This window comes from Sphingobium sp. UBA5915, assembly GCF_002431195.1.
In the GTDB taxonomy this organism is placed as follows: domain Bacteria; phylum Pseudomonadota; class Alphaproteobacteria; order Sphingomonadales; family Sphingomonadaceae; genus Sphingobium; species Sphingobium soli.
The window spans coordinates 57,745-76,254 of the sequence record NZ_DJDV01000084.1 but is presented as its reverse complement, the minus strand read 5'-3'; the positions used below and the strand labels follow the sequence as shown (position 1 = coordinate 76,254).

The window sequence follows — 18,510 nt, the reverse complement described above, 5'->3', positions numbered from 1 at the left end:
ATAGACAGCGGCGGCCGCGCCGCCGGCCTTGCGCGCGACGCGAATCTTGCGGTCGCCATCCTCCACCTCGATCTCGGTGAGGTTGGTGTCATCGAGCAGGGCGGCAAGGTCCCGCACGAGCTGAACATCGACCTGCATTGCGCCCTTTTCCTGATTATCGGTCATGTGAAGTCCCTGGCCGGTGAATATTGTTTCTGGCGCCAGCGCCTATGCGTATTTACGCCAAAGCGCAACTTTCGTGCGTCGGATCATAATTCCAGCGCGGCTTCCAGCGCCAGCATGTAGGACATGGGGCCAAAGCCCGCGATCGTGCCCTTCGCCGCCATGCCGACATAGCTTTTGTGGCGGAAAGGCTCACGCGCATGCGGGTTGGACAGGTGAATTTCGATTACCGGCACGCTGATGCCCTTTATCGCGTCATGCAGCGCGATGGATGTGTGGGTATAGGCGCCAGGATTGATGATGAGGGCATGCGCGCCTTCCGCATGGGCTTCCTGCAACCAGTCGACCAGATGGCCTTCGTGATTGGACTGGCGGAAGTCGATTTCCACATGGGCGCGATTGGCCGCGTCCTCCATGCGCTGGGCGATGTCGTCGAGCGTGTCATAGCCGTAAATCTCCGGCTCGCGCGTGCCGAGCATGTTGAGATTGGGTCCATTGAGCACATAGATTTTGCGTGCGTCGGCCACGTCCGGTCCCCTTTTTCAGATGTTGCGGCGGAGGCAGGGCCGCCCCTATATGCGAGGCAATCCATAGCCTTTCCTGTCTCGCCGCGTCGAGACACTTTGCCAATCGGGACAGCATAGTGAGCATAGACGGCACCATTTCCATCCGCATCAATGGCGAACATCGCCGCGTTCGCGAGGGGCTGACCCTCGCTGAACTGGCGAGCGAACTGGGCTTCACGCCCGAAAAGGTGGCGGTCGAGCGCAATCTGGAGGTGGTGCCGCGATCGACGCTGGCGGATGTCCGGGTCGAGGACGGCGATGAGCTGGAGATCGTCCATTTCGTCGGCGGCGGCGATGGCGCGGGCGATGATGGCTGGTCGGTCGCGGGCAAGGCGTTCATGTCGCGCCTGATCGTGGGGACGGGCAAATATAAGAGTTTCGAACAGAATGCGGCGGCGGTCGCGGCGTCGGGCGCGGAAATCGTCACGGTGGCGGTGCGGCGGGTGAATGTGAGCGACCCCAAGGCGCCGATGCTGACCGACTATATCGATCCCAAAAAAATCACCTACCTGCCCAATACGGCGGGATGTTTCACGGGCGAGGAGGCGATCCGCACGCTGCGCCTGGCGCGCGAGGCGGGCGGATGGGATCTGGTCAAGCTGGAAGTGCTGGGCGAGGCGCGCACCCTTTATCCCGACATGGTCGAGACGCTGCGCGCGACCGAGGTGCTGGCCAAAGAAGGCTTCAAGCCGATGGTCTATTGCGTCGACGATCCCATCGCGGCCAAGCGGCTGGAGGATGCGGGCGCCGTCGCGATCATGCCGCTGGGCGCGCCGATCGGCAGCGGCCTTGGCATCCAGAACCGGGTGACGATCCGTTTGATCGTGGAGGGCACGACGCTGCCCGTGCTGGTCGATGCGGGCGTGGGCACCGCGTCCGAAGCCGCGCAGGCGATGGAACTGGGCTGCACCGGCGTCCTCATGAACACCGCCATCGCCGAAGCGAAGGACCCGGTGCTGATGGCCGCCGCGATGAAGGCGGGCGTCGAGGCGGGCCGCATGGCCTATCGCGCCGGGCGCATGGGCAAGCGCCTATATGCCGACCCGTCGAGCCCGCTCGCCGGTCTGATCTAGAGCCGCAATCCGCTGGCCCGGCCGAAAATGGCGAGGACCAGCGGATCACTTTCGGCCGCGCGCACGGCGACGTGAAAGGCGATCTGCGGCAAGGGCGGCATGTCGGGCAGCCTGACGAGTTGGCCGCTTTCCAGATGGGGGCGCACCATCGCTCCGGGAAAGGCCCCGACGCCGCCGCCGCGCGTGACGATATCGATCATCGTGCGCACATTGTTGCACAGGTTGACGGGGCTGGTGGCCAGCGGGGAGTCGGCCAGCGCGTCCTTGACGAGGTGATAGAGCGGCGAGGCGCTGGAGAGCGACCAGACGGGCGGCCGTGGCGGCGGCGCGCTGGCGATGGCGGGGCTGGCGAGCCAGAGAAGATCAACGCCGCCGATCGGTGTCGAGCGCAGCATCGGGTGCGCAACCGGCCCTGCGCCGAAGATCATGTCGGCCTGCCCCGACGCCAGCTGCTGGATCAGGTCCACGGTCAGCGCGATGTCGATTGCCAGCGTGACATTGGGCAGGTCGCGGCCCAGCGCGGTGACGAAGTCGGGCAGGCAGATCGCCGCTGCGATCTCCCCCGATCCCACCCGCACGACTCCGCGCGCGCCGCCAATGTCGCTGCATCCGGTCAGCACTGTCTGGAAACGCGCCCAGAGGGGTTCGCTTTCGCGCACCAGTTCGCGGCCCGCGGGGGTCAACGCCATGGCGCGCCCTTCGCGGCGGAAAAGGGCGGTGCCAAGATGGCTTTCCAATTCGCGCACACGCGCGGAAATGGCGGGTTGCGTCGTGTTGAGGCGCGCCGCCGCCGCGGCGAATGTGCCCAGCCGCGCGATCCACAGCAGCGTTTCCAGATGATAGAAGGCGATACGATTGATAGCCATTATTTTGGCTTATCCGAAAAAACAAATCATTGGTATTGATCGTTTCGACCGCCTAGACCCATGTTCATATTCAAGGAGAAGCGCCCATGGTGAAGAAGCTCTACCCCGATGCTGCGGCTGCGCTGGACGGGCTGCTGTTCGACGGGATGCAGATTTGCGCGGGCGGCTTTGGCCTGTGCGGCATTCCAGAGCGGCTGATCGACGCCATCCGCGATGCCGGGGTCAAGGATCTGACCATCGCGTCCAATAATGCCGGGATCGACGGCGAGGGGCTGGGCAAGCTGTTGCGCACGCGGCAGGTGAAGAAGATGATCTCCTCCTATGTCGGGGAAAACAAGGAATTCGAACGGCAGTTTCTGGCCGGCGAACTGGAGGTGGAGTTCTGCCCGCAGGGGACGCTGGCGGAGCGGTGCCGTGCGGGCGGGGCGGGGATTCCCGGCTTCTACACCAAGACCGGCGTTGGCACGCAGGTGGCCGAGGGCAAGGAAGTCAAGAGCTTCGACGGGCAGGATTATATATTGGAGCGCGGCATCTTCGCCGACATCGCGATCATCAAGGGGTGGAAGGCCGACGAGAGCGGCAACCTCATCTTCCGCAAGACCGCGCGCAACTTCAATCAGCCGATGGCGACGGCGGCCAAGGTCTGCATCGCCGAGGTCGAGGAAGTGGTGCCGACCGGCAGCCTGGACCCCGATACGATCCATCTGCCCGGCATCTACGTCAAGCGAATGATCGTAGGCGCGCCCTATGACAAGAAGATCGAGTTCCGCACCGTGAGGGAGCGGGAGGCGGCGTGATGCCCGCAAGGATGCGGCTTGGCGCGGCGTTCCTCGCTTTGCCTCTGGCGGCCTGCGCGAGCGTGACGAGCGCGCCGCCCGCGCCCGTTGCCGCTGCTCCCGCCAATCCGCCGGCGGGAATGCAATATCTCTACGGGTCGGGTGAAGGCGCGGCGCTGTCGGTTCAGGCCTGGCACGGGCTGCTGGGCTATGTCGCGGCCAAGGTCAAGGCGCGGCCGTCCGAAAGCGTGGTGCTGGCGCAAGGAGCGAGCCTCGACGCGCCCCAGTTCGTGCCCTGCGGCGACAAGCCACTGGCGGCGGTGTTCGACGTCGACGAAACGGTGATGCTCAACACCGGTTATGAATATCATGATGCGACCAGCGGCAAGGGCTATAATGCGGCCGATTGGGACGCCTGGGAAAAGACGGGCGAGGGTGCGGTCGCGCCGGTGCCGGGCGCGGACCATGTGCTGGCTGCACTGCGCAAGATGGGCGTGACCGTTATCTTCAACACCAACCGGTCGGCCGCCAATGCCGACGCGACCGCGCGCGCGATCCGGGCGGCGGGCCTGGGGGAGGCGGTGCATGGCCAGACGCTGTACCTCAGCGGCGACGACGCCATGGGTTCACGCAAGGATGGCCGCCGTGCGACGATTTCCTCCAAATATTGCGTCATCGCCATGGGCGGCGACCAACTGGGGGATTTCTCCGACTTGTTCAACGCCGGGCAGGCCGTGCCCGCGCGCCGCGCCGCGACCTTGACCCTGCCGATTGCCGGCATGTGGGGCAATGGCTGGTTCGTCATGCCCAACCCCGTCTATGGCAGCGGCCTCAAAGGCGGGTTCGATGATGTGTTTCCGATGGACAAGAGGTGGGCGCCGCCCGCCAAGGGAGAGCAATGATGCCCTGGACTCGTGACGAGATGGCCGCGCGCGCGGCGAAGGAACTCAAGGACGGTTTCTATGTAAACCTGGGCATCGGCATCCCGACGCTGGTGGCGAACCATATACCCGATGGCGTCGAAGTGACGCTCCAGTCGGAAAACGGGATGCTGGGCATCGGACCGTTTCCGTTCGAGGGCGAGGAGGACGCCGACCTGATCAATGCGGGCAAGCAGACGATCAGCGAGCTGCCGCAGTCGGTCTATTTTTCCAGCGCCGACAGTTTCGCCATGATCCGGGGCGGGCATATCGACCTCACTGTGCTGGGCGCGATGGAAGTCGCGGAAAATGGCGACATCGCCAACTGGATGATCCCCGGCAAGATGATCAAGGGCATGGGCGGCGCGATGGATTTGGTCGCGGGCGTCAAGAAGATCATCGTCGTGATGGAGCACACGTCTAAGAACGGCGATCCCAAATTCATCCCGGCCTGCACCCTGCCGCTGACCGGCACCAATGTCGTCGACATGATCGTCACCGACCTGGCGGTGTTCCAGCGCCCCGACCATGATAGTCCGTTCAAGCTGATCGAACTGGCGCCGGGCGTGACGGCGGAGGAAGTCGCTGCTAAGACGAGCGCCCATTATATCAGCTAAGGGCACTCCATGAGCCTCGACGGCACCTATGACGACGCGAATATCTTTGCCCTGATTTTGCAGGGCAAGATACCGTCGACCGCGCTGTATGAGGATGCGGACACGCTGTCCTTCCTGGACATCATGCCGCAGACGCGCGGTCATGCGCTGGTGATTTCCAAATGGTCGAAGGCGCGTAACCTGCTGGAAATGGAGGACAAGGCGCTGGCCCAGGTGATGGCGACGACGAAAAAGGTCGCCACCGCCATCCGCAAGGCGCTGAACCCCGACGGCATCCAGATCGCGCAGTTCAACGGCGCGCCGGCCGGGCAGACCATTTTCCACCTGCACGTCCATATCCTGCCGCGCTGGGACGGCGACCCCAAGGGCTTCGCCGCCCATGGCGCGGGCGGCAAGGCCGATCCCGACGCGCTCGAAGCGCTGGCGCAAGAGATACGCGCGCAATTCTGATGCAGTCCGCCTGCCTGTCACATCTGAGCGGCGGACGCTGAGCCGATGGCCCTGCGTCCCTTCAACGCCCCTGGCGCGCGGCTGGCCTTGCGCACCAAGCGGGCCAGCCCCCGCTTCGATGGCGCGCGTGGCGACAGTGAAGTGGTGCTGGACGTGTCGCGATTGCTGTCGCGCGCTTTCCACCCCGCGCCGACCGGGATCGACCGGGTCGAATATGTCTATGCCCGCGAATTGCTGGAGCGAATGCCCCATCGCCTGTCCTTTGCGGCGGTGCATCCCGCTGGCGGCTATTATGGGCGGTTGAGCAATGCGGCGGTGCGCCAGTTCCTGGCCTTTACCGCGGCCAAGTGGCGCAATGCGCGCAGCGACGCGGGCGGCGAGGGCAAGGCGGCGGTCATCCGCCATATGTTCGCGACCCGCCCGCGCCCGGTGCCCAAGGCGAAGGGGCCGCGCATCTATTTGCAGGTGTCGCCGCACCATCTGGACGACGCGGGCCAAGTGGGCGCGATCCTGCGCGCGGAGGGCGCCAAGCTGGTGACGCTGGTGCATGACGTCATCCCGTTGAGCCATCCCGAATATGCCCGGCCGCAGGGTGCGGACGAGCATCGCCGCCGCGTGCGCACGATCGACCGCTATGCGACCGGCATTATCGGCAACAGCCAGGCGACGATCGATGCGCTGGCGCCGCATCTGGGCGCCGGACTGGACGGTCGGGTTGTGCGGGTCGCGCATTTCGGCGCGGACGCGCCCGACATATTCGGCGCGCGCGACGAGTCGCTGCCCAGGCGGCCCTATTTCGTCTATATTTCGACGATCGAGCCACGGAAGAACCATCTGCTGCTGCTCACCATCTGGCGGCGGCTGGTGGAGGACATGGGCGACGCGGCCCCGGTGCTGGTGCTGGTCGGACGGCGCGGCTGGGAAAATGAGAATGTCATCGACATATTGGAGCGCGCGGACATTTTGCGCGACCATGTGATCGAGGCGGGCGAAGTGTCCGACAACCGGATGCAGGCGCTGGTCGCCAATACCCGCGCGATGCTGATGCCGTCCTTTGCCGAAGGCTTCGGCATGCCGGTGGTTGAGGCGCTGGCGGCGGGCGTGCCGGTGATTTGCAGCGACATCATCGCCCATCGCGAAGTGGGTGGCGATGCACCGGACTATCTGGATCCGCTGGACGGGCTGGGATGGATGCGGGCGATCTGCGCCTATGCGCAGGCAGATTCGCCCGAGCGCGCGGCGCAGCAGGCGCGCATCAGCGCGTGGCGCGCGCCGACCTGGCGTGACTATTTCGACATAGTGACCGACCTGATCGAGGAAGTAACGGCCTCTGTTCCTTGACCTTTGCATTCCCCCTGCTCCAAGGGAGAGGCATGACGATGCGGCGCGCTTTGGGACTGGAACGGGACGGATGCGCGATCCCGGTCCGTCATGGCGCATGACCCCGTTTCTGCGATCCCCGCCTTTCCCCAATGTCGACCCGGCTGTCGCCGCCGTCTCCCTGCCTACCGACGGACGCGCTGCGCATGGCGTCACCGACGCGGCGCTGGACCAGATCCGCGCCGCGCGCGTGGGCGGTTGCTTCTGGGGCGCGCGGCCTAATTCGGTGCGGCGGCTGGTGCGGGTGGGAACGCCGCTGGACGCGCGGGTTTTTGCTGACATGGACCCGGATCAGATCGGCCTGTTGCCCGGCAAGGGCGCGGCCCATGTGGCGGGACGCATGCTCCCCGCTGACTGCGATCCGTGGCACCTGATCGAAGGCGCGCAGGCCATCCATGCCGGTGCCGAAGATGAATGGTCGCTGATCGCCGGGCTGATGGGCGTGCCGGTGATCGGAGCGGATGGCGTGGCGGTAGAGCCTGCGCGGCTGCACACGGCGCTGCGCGCCCGGCTGACCGCGGCGCAGTATCGCGATCCGTTTTCCGGTGGGACGATCGATGTCACGCAGGCGATCGCGCAATTGGCTGACTGGCGACGACATCTGGACGGCAATCGCGGCCTGTCGGCGGCGAGCGGCATGGCCTTCTGGAAGCGCGAGGCGATCCGGGCCTTTTTATGGGACGGCGAGCGATCGCCGCCCTTTGTGACGGCGCGGTGCGGCCTGCGCAAGGCGCAGCGCGAGGGCGGGGCGTTGGCGGTCTGGCCTTCGCGCGTGCCCGCCGCCATCGTCGCACAGGCAGAGGCGGAGGGCATTCCCGTCGCGCGGGTGGAGGATGGCTTCCTGCGTTCGCGTGGCTTGGGCGCGGCTCTCCATCCACCTGGCTCCATCGTGGTCGACCGCAGCGGCATTTATTATAATGCGCTTGGCCCCAATGACCTGGAAAAGCTGCTCGCGACGCAGGATTTTTCGCCCGCGCTGGTCCAGCGGGCGGCGCGGCTGCGCGCGCGCATCTGTGCGTCGGGCGTCACCAAATATGGGGCGCAGGGCGGCGGGCTGCCCGCCTTGCCGAAAGGACGGCGTACCGTGCTGGCGGTGGGCCAGGTGGACGATGACCTGTCGGTGCGGCTGGGCGGCGCAGGGGTGGTCGGCAATCTCGATTTTCTCCAGCGCGTGCGACGCGCCGAACCCGATGCCTTCATCCTCTATCGCCCCCATCCCGACGTGCAGGCCGGGCATCGCAAGGGGCACCTGACCGATGCGGCGGCCCTGGCCCATGCGGATGCGATCGACAGCGGCGGATCGCTGATGGAGCTGGTGCAGGCGGTGGACGCGGTGCATGTGCTCTCCTCGCTCACCGGGTTCGAGGCGCTGATCCGGGGCTGCACCGTGACGGTGCACGGCATGCCCTTCTATGCCGGCTGGGGCCTGACCCGCGATCTGGCGCCGCCGAGCCCCCGTCGTGGGCGACAACGCACCATTGATGCGCTTGTCGCTGCCGCCCTCATTCTCTATCCCCGCTATCTCGATCCGGTGACCCGATTGCCTTGTGGGCCTGAAGTGATGGTGGAGCGTTTAGCCAATGGGTCGACGCCGCCTGTGACTTGGCTTATCAGGGTGCGGGCCATGCAGGGGAAGTTGCGCAGATTTATGACTTTGGCCGCAGAGTTTTTTCATGGCTGATCCGCAGGTTAAGACCTTTCTCTTCCTGCAGGGACCGCACGGACCCTATTTCGCGATGTTGGCCGACGCCTTGCGGGCGCGGGGGCATCGCGCCCTGCGCATCAACATCAATGGCGGCGACAAGGTTGACTGGCCGGGAGAAGCCGCGGACTATCGCGGGACCTTCCGCAACTGGCCGCTCTTCTTCGACGATTTTATCGTCAACCACGGCGTTACCGACCTTATTCTCTACGGCGATTGCCGACCCTATCATACATCGGCCCATGGCATGGCGCGGCTGCGCGGATTGCGGGTGCATTGCATGGAGGAAGGCTATATCCGGCCCGACTTCCTGACATTGCAGGATGACGGGGTGAACGGCAATTCGACGCTGCCGCTCGATCCGCAATGGTATCTCGATCAGGCGGCTGGCCTGCCCGAGCGGACCGAGCCGCTGCCGCCGGTGCCCTCCACCTTCCAGGCGCGCGCGCGCAACACGATGCGCAATGGTCTGTCGTCGGCGCTGATGCGGCCCTATTTTCCCTATTACCGCACGCACAGGCCGCATAGTTTCATCCTGGAATCGGCCGCCTGGTGCTGGAAGCTGCTGATGGGGCAGCGCGAGGCGGAGCGGTCGGCCGCGACATGGGAGGCGGTCAAGGGCCAGCCCTATTTCACCCTGCCGCTGCAGCTCAATTCCGATTATCAGATTCGCGTCCATTCGCCCTTCGGCGACATGCGCGCGGCGCTGCGCTTCGTCATCAAGAGCTTTGCCGAACATGCGCCCCAGGGCGTCGCGTTGCTGGTCAAGCGCCATCCGCTCGATCCTGGACTGGTCGGCTGGGAACGGCTGACACGCAAGCTGGCGGCCCATTATGGCGTTGGCGATCGGGTTCATTATCTCTCTGACTGGGATATTGCGCAGGTCGTGCAGACATCGCTGGGCGTGGTGACGGTGAACAGCACGGTGGGCACGCTGGCGCTTAACAGCGCCAAGCCGGTCGTGGTGCTGGGCCACGCCGTCTACAAGGTGCCCGGCATCGTGCATCACACCAGCCTCGACAGTTTCTGGGGCGCGCCGCGCCAGCCAGACATGGCGCTCTATTCCGCCTTCCGCCGTGTGCTCGAGGATCGCTGCTTGATCCGCGGCGGGCTGCTGAGCGAGGAAGGCTTGCAAATGCTGGTCGACAATGCAGTCCAGCGCCTGGAAAAGGACCCGTCCGAAGTGCTGCCCCTGACCCGCCCCGCGCGTCGCCGGCGGCGCGGCATGGACGTGGTTCATGGAAGCGCGGCATGAGGGCGGCGTGGTAAACCGCGCGAATTCCAGGTAACCGGCTATCGACCCTGCAAAGTCAGCTTCGCGGGGCTCCGGGCGGGTTAACGCCATCTACATGTCTGGCGGATAGGGCGGAACCATGGCGTTGTCATGGACTGACCTGGGACTCATTCTTGCAGCGAGCCTGTGGATGGCCGTGCCATTCCTGCTCGCCTTGTGCCTGTGCGTGCTGGTGGAGATGCTATTTCCGAGCGAGGAACTCAGCTTGCGCGAGCGGCTGCCAGGCGCTCTCTTCGTCCTGGCGCTGCCGGTGTCGGCCGCGTTCATCGTGCCGCCCTTTCACGCCTTCTGGCGCTTCATCGAATGCCCGATCCTGATCGACCTGCGGTGGATGCCCGACTGGTTGCTGCTGGCGACGCTTATCCTGCTCTGGGACTTTTGCAATTATTGGGAACACCGGTTCGAACACCGCTTCTTGTGGTCGTTCCACGCCGTGCATCATGCGCCCACGCAGCCACATGCAGCCCATACTTATGCGCACCCGGTGCAGTTGATCTGCCAATTCTTCTTCAAAATCCTGCCCTTCAGCCTACTGGGACTGAAAGGCGTCGCCGTGCCGGCGTTGGCCATTGTCATGGTCGCTTTCTGGAATTTCTTCATCCATGCGTCGACCCGGCTTCATGTCGGGCCGTTGCGCTGGCTGCTGGTCGATAACAGGTTCCACCGCATCCATCACAGTGTCGAGACGCGGCATTTCGACAAGAATTTCGCGCCCGTCTTTTCGATCTGGGATCAACTGTTCGGCACCGCCCATTTTCCTGCGCCGGACGAACATCCTGTAGTGGGACTCGAGGATGTGCGGCCGCCGCGCTCCTATTTCGACCTTCTCGTCATGCCTGTTCGCAGGGCCGAACGGAAGATAGCGGCGGGAAGCGTCGTTGAGTCCTTTGCCGATGTGTCAGAGACGCGCCCGGTCGCGCGCTCAGCGGTCTGATCGACGGCCGCCGGCGGGATGACGCGGGCGCATGGATACCGCAGCCAAGCGCCTGGATGTCAGGAGGAGGGAGATCTGGATGCCCGATGAGGATTCGAACCTCAATTGACGGAGTCAGAGAGCGTGGTTGTGCCGCAGAATAGCGGTGTCTTCAGCTTCCATGTGCCATCCATGTGCCAAGTTGGCTCAGACGCCAGCCCTCACGAGGGTCAAAATGCCTCGTCGATGCCCGCTTGCTTCAAGATGTTGTTAGCTGACTTCCGTGATCGCAGATCGTGCTGCACGACAAATCTTTTGCCCGAAATGGGGCTTTGCCAGAGCTCATGGCTGCCGTTTGCTTGGCGCACAAACTCGCAGCCACTTGCTTTCAGGATTTTGATGAGATCGCGGCGGTAGTCTGCCATCAGGCGGCAACGAGTGCCTTGCCCTTGGCCAATGCGCTGGCCGCAATGTGCACCGGCAACTGCTGTTGCCCATGGAGATCCGGCAGCATATCATTTTCGACAAGCAGCACTGGAATTAATTCCAGCACAATGCCTTGAAGAGCGCGAAAATCTGCATGCTCTGCGGTCAAGCCGGGCACATCGTCGCTGGTTGCCACCCAGACGCCCGCCTCGTCATCCCACTCAACCGCAACTTGGACGGATAGGATGGGTTCTGGCTTCATATTTGGTCCTTTCGCCCTGGGAGATAGCAGGATCCGACTTAAAGTTCGGTGAACCCGCTTTAGGGCTCCACCAAAGTGGTGGGTCGTGGGGCGATAGTCAATTGACATTTGTGCAACGAAGCTAGGTCCGCGCGTCGTCAAGGTGCCGGGTTGGCGCGAGTTCTCGCTCGATCGCCAAAGCGACGGCACCGTCCTGATCGGCCTGGTCGAACAGATGCCCATAGGTGTCGAACGTCACCTGTATGGAGCTGTGGCCCATCCATGCTTGCACGCGCTTGGGGCTTACCCGCTGCTCAATCCAGAGCGAGGCGGCGGCGTGGCGGAAGTCGTGAAGGGAATAGCGCTGGACCATCACCGGCTGCTCATCCTGGTCGAGCGCTGGCTTGCCGTCTTTCACCATCGGATCGCAGACACCGGCCGCAATCTGGACCGCGCCCATGATCGTCAGATTCATGTAGCGGTGGCTCATCACGCGGTTGGCGATCGAGGGAAACACCAACTCATCATTCGACGGTGGGCAGGCCAGCTTCCAGATCTTGAGCGCGGCGACGGCGGACGGGGGCAGGGGAATGGTTCGGTAGCCCGCTTCGGATTTCGGTGGACCGATCACATTCTTGAGGTCGGCACGTTGATCGACCGTGACTGTGGCGGCGGCGAAGTCGATGCAGCGCCAAGGCAGGCCGCGCAGTTCTGAGGCGCGCAAACCGGCAAAGATGGCCATGAGGGCCAGAGGATGCGCCATCGGCTCTTTGGAGGCGCTAGCGGCCTTCAGGATGGCTTGCAGCTCCGTCTTGGTCGGGATTGCTACCTTGGGCTTCTCACGCTTCGCACGGCGCACCCTGACGCCAGCGGCGACGTTCTGGGCGACATAGCCCCGGCTCTGGGCTTCCGACACGATGGCGGACAGGGAGCGCAGCACGCGCGTCGCCATGGGCCTGGAGAGCTTTTCCAACCAGGTGTCGCGCCAGCCTTCTACCATCGGACGTGTCACCTGGGACAGCTTCCGGTCGCCGCACAGGGGCGCGATGTGTAGCCGGACATGCTGACCGTAGGCCGCGAGGGTGGACGCCTCCAGCTTCTCGCGCTCGCCGCGCTTGATCCATAGGTCTGCCGCCTTTGCGATCGTGATGGATTGGCTGTCGGGCGTGTGGGTGCCCTGCTGCACCTGATAGGCGGCGGTGGTTATCCAGCTTTCCGCCTCTTTCTTGCGGGCGAACTGCTTGCGGCGGCGCTTGCCGGCGCTGTCGACATAATCGACCTGCCAGCCGGACTTTTCGGTGCCGTCCGGGGCGGTCCAGCTACGTTTGCGGATGCTGGTCATAGTACCGCTGGAGAGCATTATTCAGGTCGTCGATTATGCTCGCATATGCCATGTCGTGCTTCACGCCCTTAAGAATTAGCATCGCGGATAAAACCTTGAACGGCACATTCAAGACGATGGATCGCGCAAAGCTTCCAACGGGACGCTCCTCCGATGAATCGTACAGGCGTCCCTGCAGTTCGGTGAGATGCAAGACTTCTACGCTTCCGCGATAGACTGCCACATCGTCGGATTTACCGGTAAGTTCGTGCAGTGCCTCGGGTGCTATACAAAAGAAAAGCTTTTGATCGGGCCAGCGCTCGTCGCCGCCGGTGCGATGTTGCGAAGGTGTACCTGCAAAAATGATGGCGGGAAGCATGTTCCTCCAGTTCGCACTGATGATCGACACAATGGTCGAAGGAGGAAGGCCACACTGAACAAGTTCGAACGCAAATATCATTTGCATCACGCTTTCAGTGTCGAATGCGGCAGCCTTCCCCCGTCCAGCCGCAACATCAGCCGGAAAACCGAGCTTCAGGAAATTCTTGATCCGCGCTTGCAGAGCACTGCGACGGTCGCTGGCGATATCATGAATGATCGCCAAGGTGGCCTCGACCTGTCCGAGACTCATTGTTCGCATCACGCGGGGCCTAAAGTTGAGAAATATTTCTCAACCCCCTTGCGCGGAACTGCGGGAACAAATAGGTACATGGTTGAGCAAATCTTCTCACTATTGTTGCTCATGTCATCTAGCGAAATTCCAGGAGGGTTCGCAAATGCTTTCTGAAGACCTCGTCATGGGGGCTAAGGGTGCGGCCACATATTCCGGCCTGACCCAGCGCCAAGTGTATCACATGGTTGAACGCGGCGTGCTGCCTGTAATCCGAAAGGGGCGGACCATGTTTTTCCGCAAGTCAGAGCTGGACGCTGCATTCCGTTCGGACGCGGCCAATGGCTGAGCGCATCATTGAAATCACCTATGAGCCGTTTGGTGCAGGCTTTGACGTGAAGGTGATCCCCCCTGTGGAAGGCGAGGAACTGGACGCCGAATTTCCGACGCACAAGCGGGCACGCGGCTGGGCTTCGGGCCTTCGCATGACGCGCGGGTGGCGGATCGTGGATCGCACCGGAGTGGGTGTCGATGTGAAGTGAAGCAAGGCGGTCGAGGTGACGGTTGCCGCCGTCATCCCCGACCTTATCATCATGGAAGGAACCAACAATGATTGGACGCAATATAGCGCCTTCACGGCGCGACGCAATCCGCGCGCTCGCAGCGCTTTCAATCAGCCTGCCGACCCTGGCATATGCTGCACCAGCCGAGACATGCCCCGCCGCCGTCAGCGAGCGCTGGAGTGCGCTGCTCTCTGCCTACAGAGAGGCTCAGGCGGCTGAAGATGCCTACGATCAAGGCGTCATCGAACCGTTCTTCGTCGGCATCGACAAAAATGATCAGGCGGCATGGCGGAAGGCTGCGAAGCCCATAACCAGCGCCATGTGGGATCATCTGGAGCGTTTGGGCGATGAGCGCTTGGCTGCCGAGAAAGCGCTGATGGAGTGCCCGTCGCCGGATGCCTCTGCCTTCGCGGTCAAATATCTGATCGCACACGGCAACGGCCGGGATATCGATTACTGGGATGATCTGCTGGAGGCGGAAGCCGAGCAGTTCAGCGGGAGGGCGTGACGATGACCAGCGCCTTCATCGAAAAGCTGCTCGCCCCGCTCCCCGCGACGGAACATCGCGCGCTCGAAGCCGAAACTCGGAAAGAGCTCTACCCGCAGTGGCGCGAGCGCTGGTTCCTCGCCAATGCGGCTATTTGTCAACGAGATGCCCAGCACTGGGCGCGGCTGCACAACTCGTTTTTTGGCGACAACAGCCAATCAGACAGCGCAAATCTAAAGTTCGAAGCCTTTGAGGCTGTTGAGCGCCTGGTGCTCACCCCAGCTAGCAGACGTGAACACGTCAGAATGAAGCGGGCACTGGCCAAGCAACTGTCGATCGATGAAGCCAGGTGGCCCATCGAATGGGTGACGGCATTGGCCGCTGACGAGGCCTTTTTCGCCAGCAAGCGGAGGGCTGTGGCATGACGGATCGTCGCAAATTCATGGCTGCGCTAGCCTTGGCACCCGCTGTCATCGCTGCACCAACGATTGCGTCCCTACCGGCGACCCGACATCCGGACTGGCTGGCGCTGCTTGCGGACGAACGGAAAGCCGCCGCCGCATCCGATAAGATCATTGATGCGCAAGATGCCGCCTATGGCCGCTTCTACGACGCTCGGAAGGAAGCGATGGACGCATGGCAGGCTGAATGGGACGAAAAGTCCGGACGGCCTTACATCTTCATTGAGGCGCGTCCGGAAAGCGAGACTGGGGACGAGCGAACCGAAGCGGGAATCCGTGACTATAATGCTTATCACGCGATAATGCGCGAGCGGCGGGAACGGATCGAAGAAGAGTGTAGGGCTAAAACTGGCCTTCATAAATTCAGCGATGAATATGACGCCGTGTGCCGTGCGCACACCGCCACAATCAAGGCCATCGTGTCCTATCCATCCCGCGACCCGGAGATCATCGCGCATAAGCTGCGGATGATCATCGAGCGCGACGGCGATGATAATGGCGAGCTAAAGTTCTTGCTGGCGTCCATCGTCGGGGAGGCATGACGCATGGTCGAGATTCTTCCCTTCGCGCAGACGATCCAGCCTCGATCCGGCCACCGCGTAGATGTGCATGATTTCATCCGTATCTGGGTCGTGGTGGTCTGGCGCGGGCGTGCCGTTCTTTCGCAGCGGGAATTTCCGGAGCGTAGGGACGCGGAGGCTTATGCTCAGCAGAGGGCGCGCGAGCTGGAATGCAGCCTGATCCACCATCCGACATGCGCCGGGGGTGGCAGTCATTGAGCGGCTTAGAAAAGCGTTCGCGTCGATTCAAACCCGTGAAAATCTGTTTATTGGGAATGTCGCTTTTGAATGGAGCGACACAATGACGGACCAGATATCACGGGTTTTGAGGGTGGCGGAGGTCTGCGCTCGCACGGGCCTCTGCCGCGTCACCATCCATCATCTTCGCAAGCGCGACGACTTTCCAGCGCCGATCCGACTGAGCCCCGGCGCGATCGGATGGCTGGAGCATGAGATAGACGAATGGATCGCGCGGCGTGCTGCCGAGCGGCGGGTGGCGTGATGATGGCGCCGATGTCGGATGGGCCGCCGAACGAAAACGGCTCCGGTCGCGAAACCGGAGCCGCCTGCGAAAAGGAGTGTGGACGCCGCTTCTATGCCGCCAGTTCGACCATGTTTGAATCGACGGGAGGCAATCATGGGTGATGTGGTGCAGCATCCGGCCGTCCCGGTAAGATCATGGGTCGCTTTCCCTGTCGAGGACAGCGCCGATCCCTTTCAGGCGCGATGGATTGCCCGCCTCAATGGGGCTTTCGCTGGTGCTGCGGACCTGGGCGATGCGCCTCCGGTGTCGTTTGAGGCGCTGCTCGATATTTTTAGGCAGCCAGAGGTCCGCATGGGCCTGCCGATCGTGTTCCACCCGCATTGGTCAGTATTGGGAGGCGCGGCATGAGCTTGCTCGATGTCATGGCGATCCGTTCGGCGCATCCGCTGCCCCGGATTGCCGCCGCCAGCGTGAAGCTGTTCAAGGCCGGCAACGAATTGAAGGGCTGCTGTCCCTTCCACGATGACAGTTCGCCATCCTTCACGATCTTTGCCAACGGCGAGCGCTTCTACTGCTTCGGCTGCGGCGCGACCGGCGACGTGCTCGACTTCGTGCAGCGCGCGCACCATGTCGATATTCGGACGGCGGCTGAAATGCTCTGCGGCGGCAACCTTCCTTCCGTCGATGTGGCGATGCCGCGGGAAGTTGAGCCTGGCCCGGATCGCACCGACGAGGCGCTGGCTATCTGGCGCAACGCTGTGTCGGTGCAGGGGACGGAGGCTGAGCGCTATCTGCGCTTCCGTGGTATCCACATTCCCATTCCGGCAAGCATCCGGTTCGCCCGTCTCCGCTATGGCAAGCGCGGGCCTGAACATCCTTGCCTGATTGCCTGTGTGGGATCGGTCGATAACAAGGTGGTCGGCATCCAGCGGACCTATCTTAATTCGGCCGGCACGGGAAAGGCAGGCGTCGCCAAGCCCAAGCTATCGCTCGGTCGCGTCGCTGGCGGAGCCGTCCGGCTTGCCCCTGCCGCCGCCGAATTGGTCGTGTGCGAGGGGCTGGAGGATGGCCTGACGCTCATGCAGGAGCTTGGCCGCGCGGTGTGGGTGGCCGCTGGGGCTTCCATGCTGCCCAAGATGCAATTTCCTGTCGGCGTGCGTGCTGTTGCGATCGGCGGGGACGGTGACGATGCTGGACGCACTGCCGCCGCTGCTGCTGCCCATGGCTTCGCGGATCGCGGATTGGCCGCGCGAACGTTCTTCCCGCTGGAGGGCTTCAAGGACTTCAATGACGAACTGCGCGGGGTGGCGCAATGAAGGCGGTGCCGCTCAAGGAGCGTTTGGCGGATGCTACTGCCATCGCTCCTGGCGCGATGGTTCGCCATCCGGAGCCTTTGCCGGTCGAATGGTTCGCGGACATTCAACCCCAATTGGAAGGCATGTGGCTCATAAAGCGACTGCTGCCTGCGCAAGGTCTGGCGCTGATCTACGGGCATCCTGGGTGCGGAAAGAGCTTTTTCGCTCTTGATGTCGCGCTGCATGTGTCCCTTGGCTGGGATTGGTGTTCGCGGAGGGTAAAGCAGGGGCTCGTCGTCTATGTCGGGGCAGAGGGCGGCGCGGGCCTTCGCAATCGCGTAGCGGCTTTCCGCCGCCATCATGACCTGAAGGGGCCGATCCCCTTCGCCCTGATCCCGACGCCGATCGACATGCAGGACCCAAACGCGGACACCGGACGCCTGGCCGAAACGGTGCGCATGACAGCCAAACAGTCAGGGGCGGAGCCGGCGCTGGTGATCATCGACACGCTGAGCAAAACGTTTGGCGGCGGCAAGGAGAACACCGACGACATGGCGACCTATATCGCCAATTGCCAACGGATCGCGTCCGAGTTCGACTGTCTGGTTATGCCGGTGCATCACCGTCCGAAGGATGCCGAGAGCATTGAGCCGCGCGGGCATGGGAGCCTGAAAGGCGGCGTCGATACCGTCATTCTGATCGAGGCCGGAAAGACCAAATGTGCGGAGGTAACGAAGCAGAAGGATGGCGAGATAGGGGATAAGTTCCTGTTCAATCTGGGTGTGGTGGAGCTTGGCGACGACGAGGACGGTGAGGCGGTCACGTCCTGCGTGGTTGAGCATACGGAGGCGAACCTTAACCCGATCGTCAGTCCTTTTGCGCAGGCTGTGGGCAAGCTAGGAGGCGGTGATCGCCTCGGCTATGATGCGCTTGGTGACACCATTGCAGAGCAGGGCGCGCCGATCCCCCCTGACATCCCTGACGGTGAGATCAGCCGGTTTAGCGTGGCAAAGGTCACGAGCGTGGAAGCATGGCGGGTACGGTTTTTCGCGCGGAAGGGTGTCCCCGCTTCGAGACAGCGCGGGGACAAAGATTATGAGACAGTGCGCAAGGCTTTTGATCGGGCGCGGGATCGCCTGCAAACCAAGGGAATTGTAGGGGTCTGGGGCGATGTCGTCTGGATTACCCACCAGATAGCGCTTGGTGCGGGGACAAGCGGGGACAACGCGGGGACACTTTTGGGGACAGAGCGGGGACACGGGGACAGCGGGGACAAGGGTCTATAAGACCCTGTCACCTGTCCCCGGCCCAAGTGGGGTGATATAGTCGATTCAATCCGAATG

General features: G+C 63.1%; 25 protein-coding genes and 1 pseudogene. 19 read left to right on the top strand and 7 right to left on the bottom strand.

The window, feature by feature from the left end; translation table 11 throughout:
• Both B2V90_RS14310 and aroQ read right to left on the bottom strand, forming a co-directional pair.
• Window positions 1-165, bottom strand: a pseudogene (locus B2V90_RS14310) (acetyl-CoA carboxylase, biotin carboxyl carrier protein); the annotation flags it as partial.
• A gap of 83 nt (window positions 166-248) precedes the next feature.
• Complete coding sequence (aroQ, locus tag B2V90_RS14305; RefSeq protein ID WP_228221719.1) at window positions 249-689, bottom strand: type II 3-dehydroquinate dehydratase; 441 nt, start codon at window positions 687-689, stop codon at window positions 249-251.
• 116 nt (window positions 690-805) lie between these two features.
• On the opposite strand from aroQ, the gene thiS reads away from it, so the two are divergent.
• Window positions 806-1,801: a sulfur carrier protein ThiS gene (gene thiS, locus B2V90_RS14300; protein WP_293921859.1), complete on the top strand. Its 996-nt coding sequence runs from the start codon at window positions 806-808 to the stop codon at window positions 1,799-1,801.
• Here the strand turns inward: thiS and B2V90_RS14295 are convergent.
• Window positions 1,798-2,667: a LysR family transcriptional regulator gene (locus B2V90_RS14295; RefSeq protein WP_228221718.1), complete on the bottom strand. Its 870-nt coding sequence runs from the start codon at window positions 2,665-2,667 to the stop codon at window positions 1,798-1,800. The two genes, thiS and B2V90_RS14295, sit on opposite strands and share 4 nt — an antisense overlap.
• Before the next feature lie 86 nt (window positions 2,668-2,753).
• Here B2V90_RS14295 and B2V90_RS14290 point away from each other — a divergent pair, with 86 nt between their 5' ends.
• The 8 genes from B2V90_RS14290 to B2V90_RS14255 all read left to right on the top strand — a co-directional run bounded on the left by B2V90_RS14290 (window position 2,754) and on the right by B2V90_RS14255 (window position 10,740).
• A complete protein-coding gene (locus B2V90_RS14290; protein ID WP_228221717.1) occupies window positions 2,754-3,464 on the top strand; it encodes a CoA transferase subunit A in 711 nt (236 codons plus the stop codon).
• Window positions 3,464-4,345, top strand: a complete 882-nt coding sequence (locus B2V90_RS14285; protein WP_228221716.1) for an HAD family acid phosphatase — start codon at window positions 3,464-3,466, stop codon at window positions 4,343-4,345. The genes B2V90_RS14290 and B2V90_RS14285 overlap by 1 nt, the downstream gene beginning before the upstream one ends.
• Window positions 4,345-4,980 carry a CoA transferase subunit B gene (locus B2V90_RS14280; protein WP_228221866.1) on the top strand — a complete coding sequence of 212 codons (636 nt, stop codon included), beginning with the start codon at window positions 4,345-4,347 and terminating at the stop codon, window positions 4,978-4,980. Before B2V90_RS14285 ends, B2V90_RS14280 begins: the two co-directional genes overlap by 1 nt.
• A 9-nt stretch (window positions 4,981-4,989) precedes the next feature.
• The gene (locus B2V90_RS14275; protein ID WP_228221715.1) at window positions 4,990-5,430 is read left to right on the top strand and encodes an HIT family protein; all 441 of its coding nucleotides are present in this window, start codon (window positions 4,990-4,992) and stop codon (window positions 5,428-5,430) included.
• Window positions 5,431-5,475: 45 nt separating this feature from the next.
• On the top strand, window positions 5,476-6,771 hold the full coding sequence (locus tag B2V90_RS14270) for a glycosyltransferase family 4 protein (protein WP_228221714.1): 1,296 nt from the start codon (window positions 5,476-5,478) through the stop codon (window positions 6,769-6,771).
• 70 nt (window positions 6,772-6,841) lie between these two features.
• Window positions 6,842-8,491 carry a beta-3-deoxy-D-manno-oct-2-ulosonic acid transferase gene (locus tag B2V90_RS14265; RefSeq protein ID WP_228221713.1) on the top strand — a complete coding sequence of 550 codons (1,650 nt, stop codon included), beginning with the start codon at window positions 6,842-6,844 and terminating at the stop codon, window positions 8,489-8,491.
• On the top strand, window positions 8,484-9,767 hold the full coding sequence (locus tag B2V90_RS14260) for a capsule biosynthesis protein (RefSeq protein WP_228221712.1): 1,284 nt from the start codon (window positions 8,484-8,486) through the stop codon (window positions 9,765-9,767). The genes B2V90_RS14265 and B2V90_RS14260 overlap by 8 nt, the downstream gene beginning before the upstream one ends.
• A 118-nt stretch (window positions 9,768-9,885) precedes the next feature.
• Complete coding sequence (locus B2V90_RS14255; RefSeq protein ID WP_228221711.1) at window positions 9,886-10,740, top strand: sterol desaturase family protein; 855 nt, start codon at window positions 9,886-9,888, stop codon at window positions 10,738-10,740.
• 209 nt (window positions 10,741-10,949) lie between these two features.
• On the opposite strand, the gene B2V90_RS14250 is transcribed toward B2V90_RS14255, so the two are convergent.
• The 4 genes from B2V90_RS14250 to B2V90_RS14235 all read right to left on the bottom strand — a co-directional run bounded on the left by B2V90_RS14250 (window position 10,950) and on the right by B2V90_RS14235 (window position 13,338).
• Window positions 10,950-11,144 (bottom strand): type II toxin-antitoxin system HicA family toxin, encoded by a 195-nt coding sequence (locus B2V90_RS14250; RefSeq protein WP_293921855.1) that lies wholly within the window; start codon window positions 11,142-11,144, stop codon window positions 10,950-10,952.
• A complete protein-coding gene (locus B2V90_RS14245; protein ID WP_293921853.1) occupies window positions 11,144-11,407 on the bottom strand; it encodes a DUF1902 domain-containing protein in 264 nt (87 codons plus the stop codon). The genes B2V90_RS14250 and B2V90_RS14245 overlap by 1 nt, the downstream gene beginning before the upstream one ends.
• Before the next feature lie 121 nt (window positions 11,408-11,528).
• On the bottom strand, window positions 11,529-12,728 hold the full coding sequence (locus tag B2V90_RS14240; protein ID WP_293921850.1) for a tyrosine-type recombinase/integrase: 1,200 nt from the start codon (window positions 12,726-12,728) through the stop codon (window positions 11,529-11,531).
• Window positions 12,706-13,338, bottom strand: a complete 633-nt coding sequence (locus tag B2V90_RS14235; RefSeq protein ID WP_293921848.1) for a hypothetical protein — start codon at window positions 13,336-13,338, stop codon at window positions 12,706-12,708. The genes B2V90_RS14240 and B2V90_RS14235 overlap by 23 nt, the downstream gene beginning before the upstream one ends.
• 145 nt (window positions 13,339-13,483) lie before the next feature.
• Between B2V90_RS14235 and B2V90_RS14230 the strand changes: the two genes are divergently transcribed.
• From B2V90_RS14230 to B2V90_RS14185, 10 genes are all read left to right on the top strand, one after another.
• Window positions 13,484-13,666 carry a helix-turn-helix domain-containing protein gene (locus tag B2V90_RS14230; RefSeq protein ID WP_293921846.1) on the top strand — a complete coding sequence of 61 codons (183 nt, stop codon included), beginning with the start codon at window positions 13,484-13,486 and terminating at the stop codon, window positions 13,664-13,666.
• Window positions 13,659-13,859 (top strand): hypothetical protein, encoded by a 201-nt coding sequence (locus B2V90_RS14225; protein ID WP_293921843.1) that lies wholly within the window; start codon window positions 13,659-13,661, stop codon window positions 13,857-13,859. The genes B2V90_RS14230 and B2V90_RS14225 overlap by 8 nt, the downstream gene beginning before the upstream one ends.
• Before the next feature lie 67 nt (window positions 13,860-13,926).
• The gene (locus tag B2V90_RS14220; protein ID WP_293921840.1) at window positions 13,927-14,388 is read left to right on the top strand and encodes a hypothetical protein; all 462 of its coding nucleotides are present in this window, start codon (window positions 13,927-13,929) and stop codon (window positions 14,386-14,388) included.
• A 2-nt stretch (window positions 14,389-14,390) separates the two neighbouring features.
• Complete coding sequence (locus B2V90_RS14215; RefSeq protein ID WP_293921837.1) at window positions 14,391-14,792, top strand: hypothetical protein; 402 nt, start codon at window positions 14,391-14,393, stop codon at window positions 14,790-14,792.
• A 203-nt stretch (window positions 14,793-14,995) separates the two neighbouring features.
• Window positions 14,996-15,370: a hypothetical protein gene (locus tag B2V90_RS14210; RefSeq protein ID WP_293921834.1), complete on the top strand. Its 375-nt coding sequence runs from the start codon at window positions 14,996-14,998 to the stop codon at window positions 15,368-15,370.
• Between the two features lie 3 nt (window positions 15,371-15,373).
• A complete protein-coding gene (locus B2V90_RS14205; RefSeq protein ID WP_293921832.1) occupies window positions 15,374-15,607 on the top strand; it encodes a hypothetical protein in 234 nt (77 codons plus the stop codon).
• Window positions 15,608-15,689: 82 nt separating this feature from the next.
• Entirely contained in the window at window positions 15,690-15,890 is a 201-nt protein-coding gene (locus tag B2V90_RS14200; protein ID WP_293921830.1) for a helix-turn-helix transcriptional regulator, read from the top strand.
• 135 nt (window positions 15,891-16,025) lie between these two features.
• Entirely contained in the window at window positions 16,026-16,280 is a 255-nt protein-coding gene (locus tag B2V90_RS14195) for a hypothetical protein (RefSeq protein WP_293921827.1), read from the top strand.
• Window positions 16,277-17,188, top strand: a complete 912-nt coding sequence (locus tag B2V90_RS14190; RefSeq protein ID WP_293921824.1) for a DUF7146 domain-containing protein — start codon at window positions 16,277-16,279, stop codon at window positions 17,186-17,188. The genes B2V90_RS14195 and B2V90_RS14190 overlap by 4 nt, the downstream gene beginning before the upstream one ends.
• Window positions 17,185-18,453 carry an AAA family ATPase gene (locus tag B2V90_RS14185; RefSeq protein WP_293921822.1) on the top strand — a complete coding sequence of 423 codons (1,269 nt, stop codon included), beginning with the start codon at window positions 17,185-17,187 and terminating at the stop codon, window positions 18,451-18,453. The genes B2V90_RS14190 and B2V90_RS14185 overlap by 4 nt, the downstream gene beginning before the upstream one ends.
• Window positions 18,454-18,510: the final 57 nt, after the last annotated feature.

Bases quoted from the DNA above. Each gene is read 5' to 3' on its own strand.
- B2V90_RS14230 (WP_293921846.1), top strand. From the start codon at position 13,484: ATGCTTTCTGAAGACCTCGTCATGGGGGCTAAGGGTGCGGCCACATAT.
- B2V90_RS14240 (WP_293921850.1), bottom strand. From the start codon at position 12,728: ATGACCAGCATCCGCAAACGTAGCTGGACCGCCCCGGACGGCACCGAA.
- B2V90_RS14190 (WP_293921824.1), top strand. From the start codon at position 16,277: ATGAGCTTGCTCGATGTCATGGCGATCCGTTCGGCGCATCCGCTGCCC.
- B2V90_RS14290 (WP_228221717.1), top strand. From the start codon at position 2,754: ATGGTGAAGAAGCTCTACCCCGATGCTGCGGCTGCGCTGGACGGGCTG.
- B2V90_RS14255 (WP_228221711.1), top strand. From the start codon at position 9,886: ATGGCGTTGTCATGGACTGACCTGGGACTCATTCTTGCAGCGAGCCTG.
- B2V90_RS14210 (WP_293921834.1), top strand. From the start codon at position 14,996: ATGGACGCATGGCAGGCTGAATGGGACGAAAAGTCCGGACGGCCTTAC.
- B2V90_RS14260 (WP_228221712.1), top strand. From the start codon at position 8,484: ATGGCTGATCCGCAGGTTAAGACCTTTCTCTTCCTGCAGGGACCGCAC.
- B2V90_RS14195 (WP_293921827.1), top strand. From the start codon at position 16,026: ATGGGTGATGTGGTGCAGCATCCGGCCGTCCCGGTAAGATCATGGGTC.
- B2V90_RS14245 (WP_293921853.1), bottom strand. From the start codon at position 11,407: ATGAAGCCAGAACCCATCCTATCCGTCCAAGTTGCGGTTGAGTGGGAT.
- B2V90_RS14270 (WP_228221714.1), top strand. From the start codon at position 5,476: ATGGCCCTGCGTCCCTTCAACGCCCCTGGCGCGCGGCTGGCCTTGCGC.
- B2V90_RS14275 (WP_228221715.1), top strand. From the start codon at position 4,990: ATGAGCCTCGACGGCACCTATGACGACGCGAATATCTTTGCCCTGATT.
- B2V90_RS14285 (WP_228221716.1), top strand. From the start codon at position 3,464: ATGCCCGCAAGGATGCGGCTTGGCGCGGCGTTCCTCGCTTTGCCTCTG.
- B2V90_RS14220 (WP_293921840.1), top strand. From the start codon at position 13,927: ATGATTGGACGCAATATAGCGCCTTCACGGCGCGACGCAATCCGCGCG.
- B2V90_RS14200 (WP_293921830.1), top strand. From the start codon at position 15,690: ATGACGGACCAGATATCACGGGTTTTGAGGGTGGCGGAGGTCTGCGCT.
- B2V90_RS14205 (WP_293921832.1), top strand. From the start codon at position 15,374: ATGGTCGAGATTCTTCCCTTCGCGCAGACGATCCAGCCTCGATCCGGC.
- B2V90_RS14295 (WP_228221718.1), bottom strand. From the start codon at position 2,667: ATGGCTATCAATCGTATCGCCTTCTATCATCTGGAAACGCTGCTGTGG.
- B2V90_RS14225 (WP_293921843.1), top strand. From the start codon at position 13,659: ATGGCTGAGCGCATCATTGAAATCACCTATGAGCCGTTTGGTGCAGGC.
- B2V90_RS14250 (WP_293921855.1), bottom strand. From the start codon at position 11,144: ATGGCAGACTACCGCCGCGATCTCATCAAAATCCTGAAAGCAAGTGGC.
- B2V90_RS14280 (WP_228221866.1), top strand. From the start codon at position 4,345: ATGCCCTGGACTCGTGACGAGATGGCCGCGCGCGCGGCGAAGGAACTC.
- B2V90_RS14265 (WP_228221713.1), top strand. From the start codon at position 6,842: ATGCGCGATCCCGGTCCGTCATGGCGCATGACCCCGTTTCTGCGATCC.
- B2V90_RS14215 (WP_293921837.1), top strand. From the start codon at position 14,391: ATGACCAGCGCCTTCATCGAAAAGCTGCTCGCCCCGCTCCCCGCGACG.
- B2V90_RS14185 (WP_293921822.1), top strand. From the start codon at position 17,185: ATGAAGGCGGTGCCGCTCAAGGAGCGTTTGGCGGATGCTACTGCCATC.
- B2V90_RS14235 (WP_293921848.1), bottom strand. From the start codon at position 13,338: ATGAGTCTCGGACAGGTCGAGGCCACCTTGGCGATCATTCATGATATC.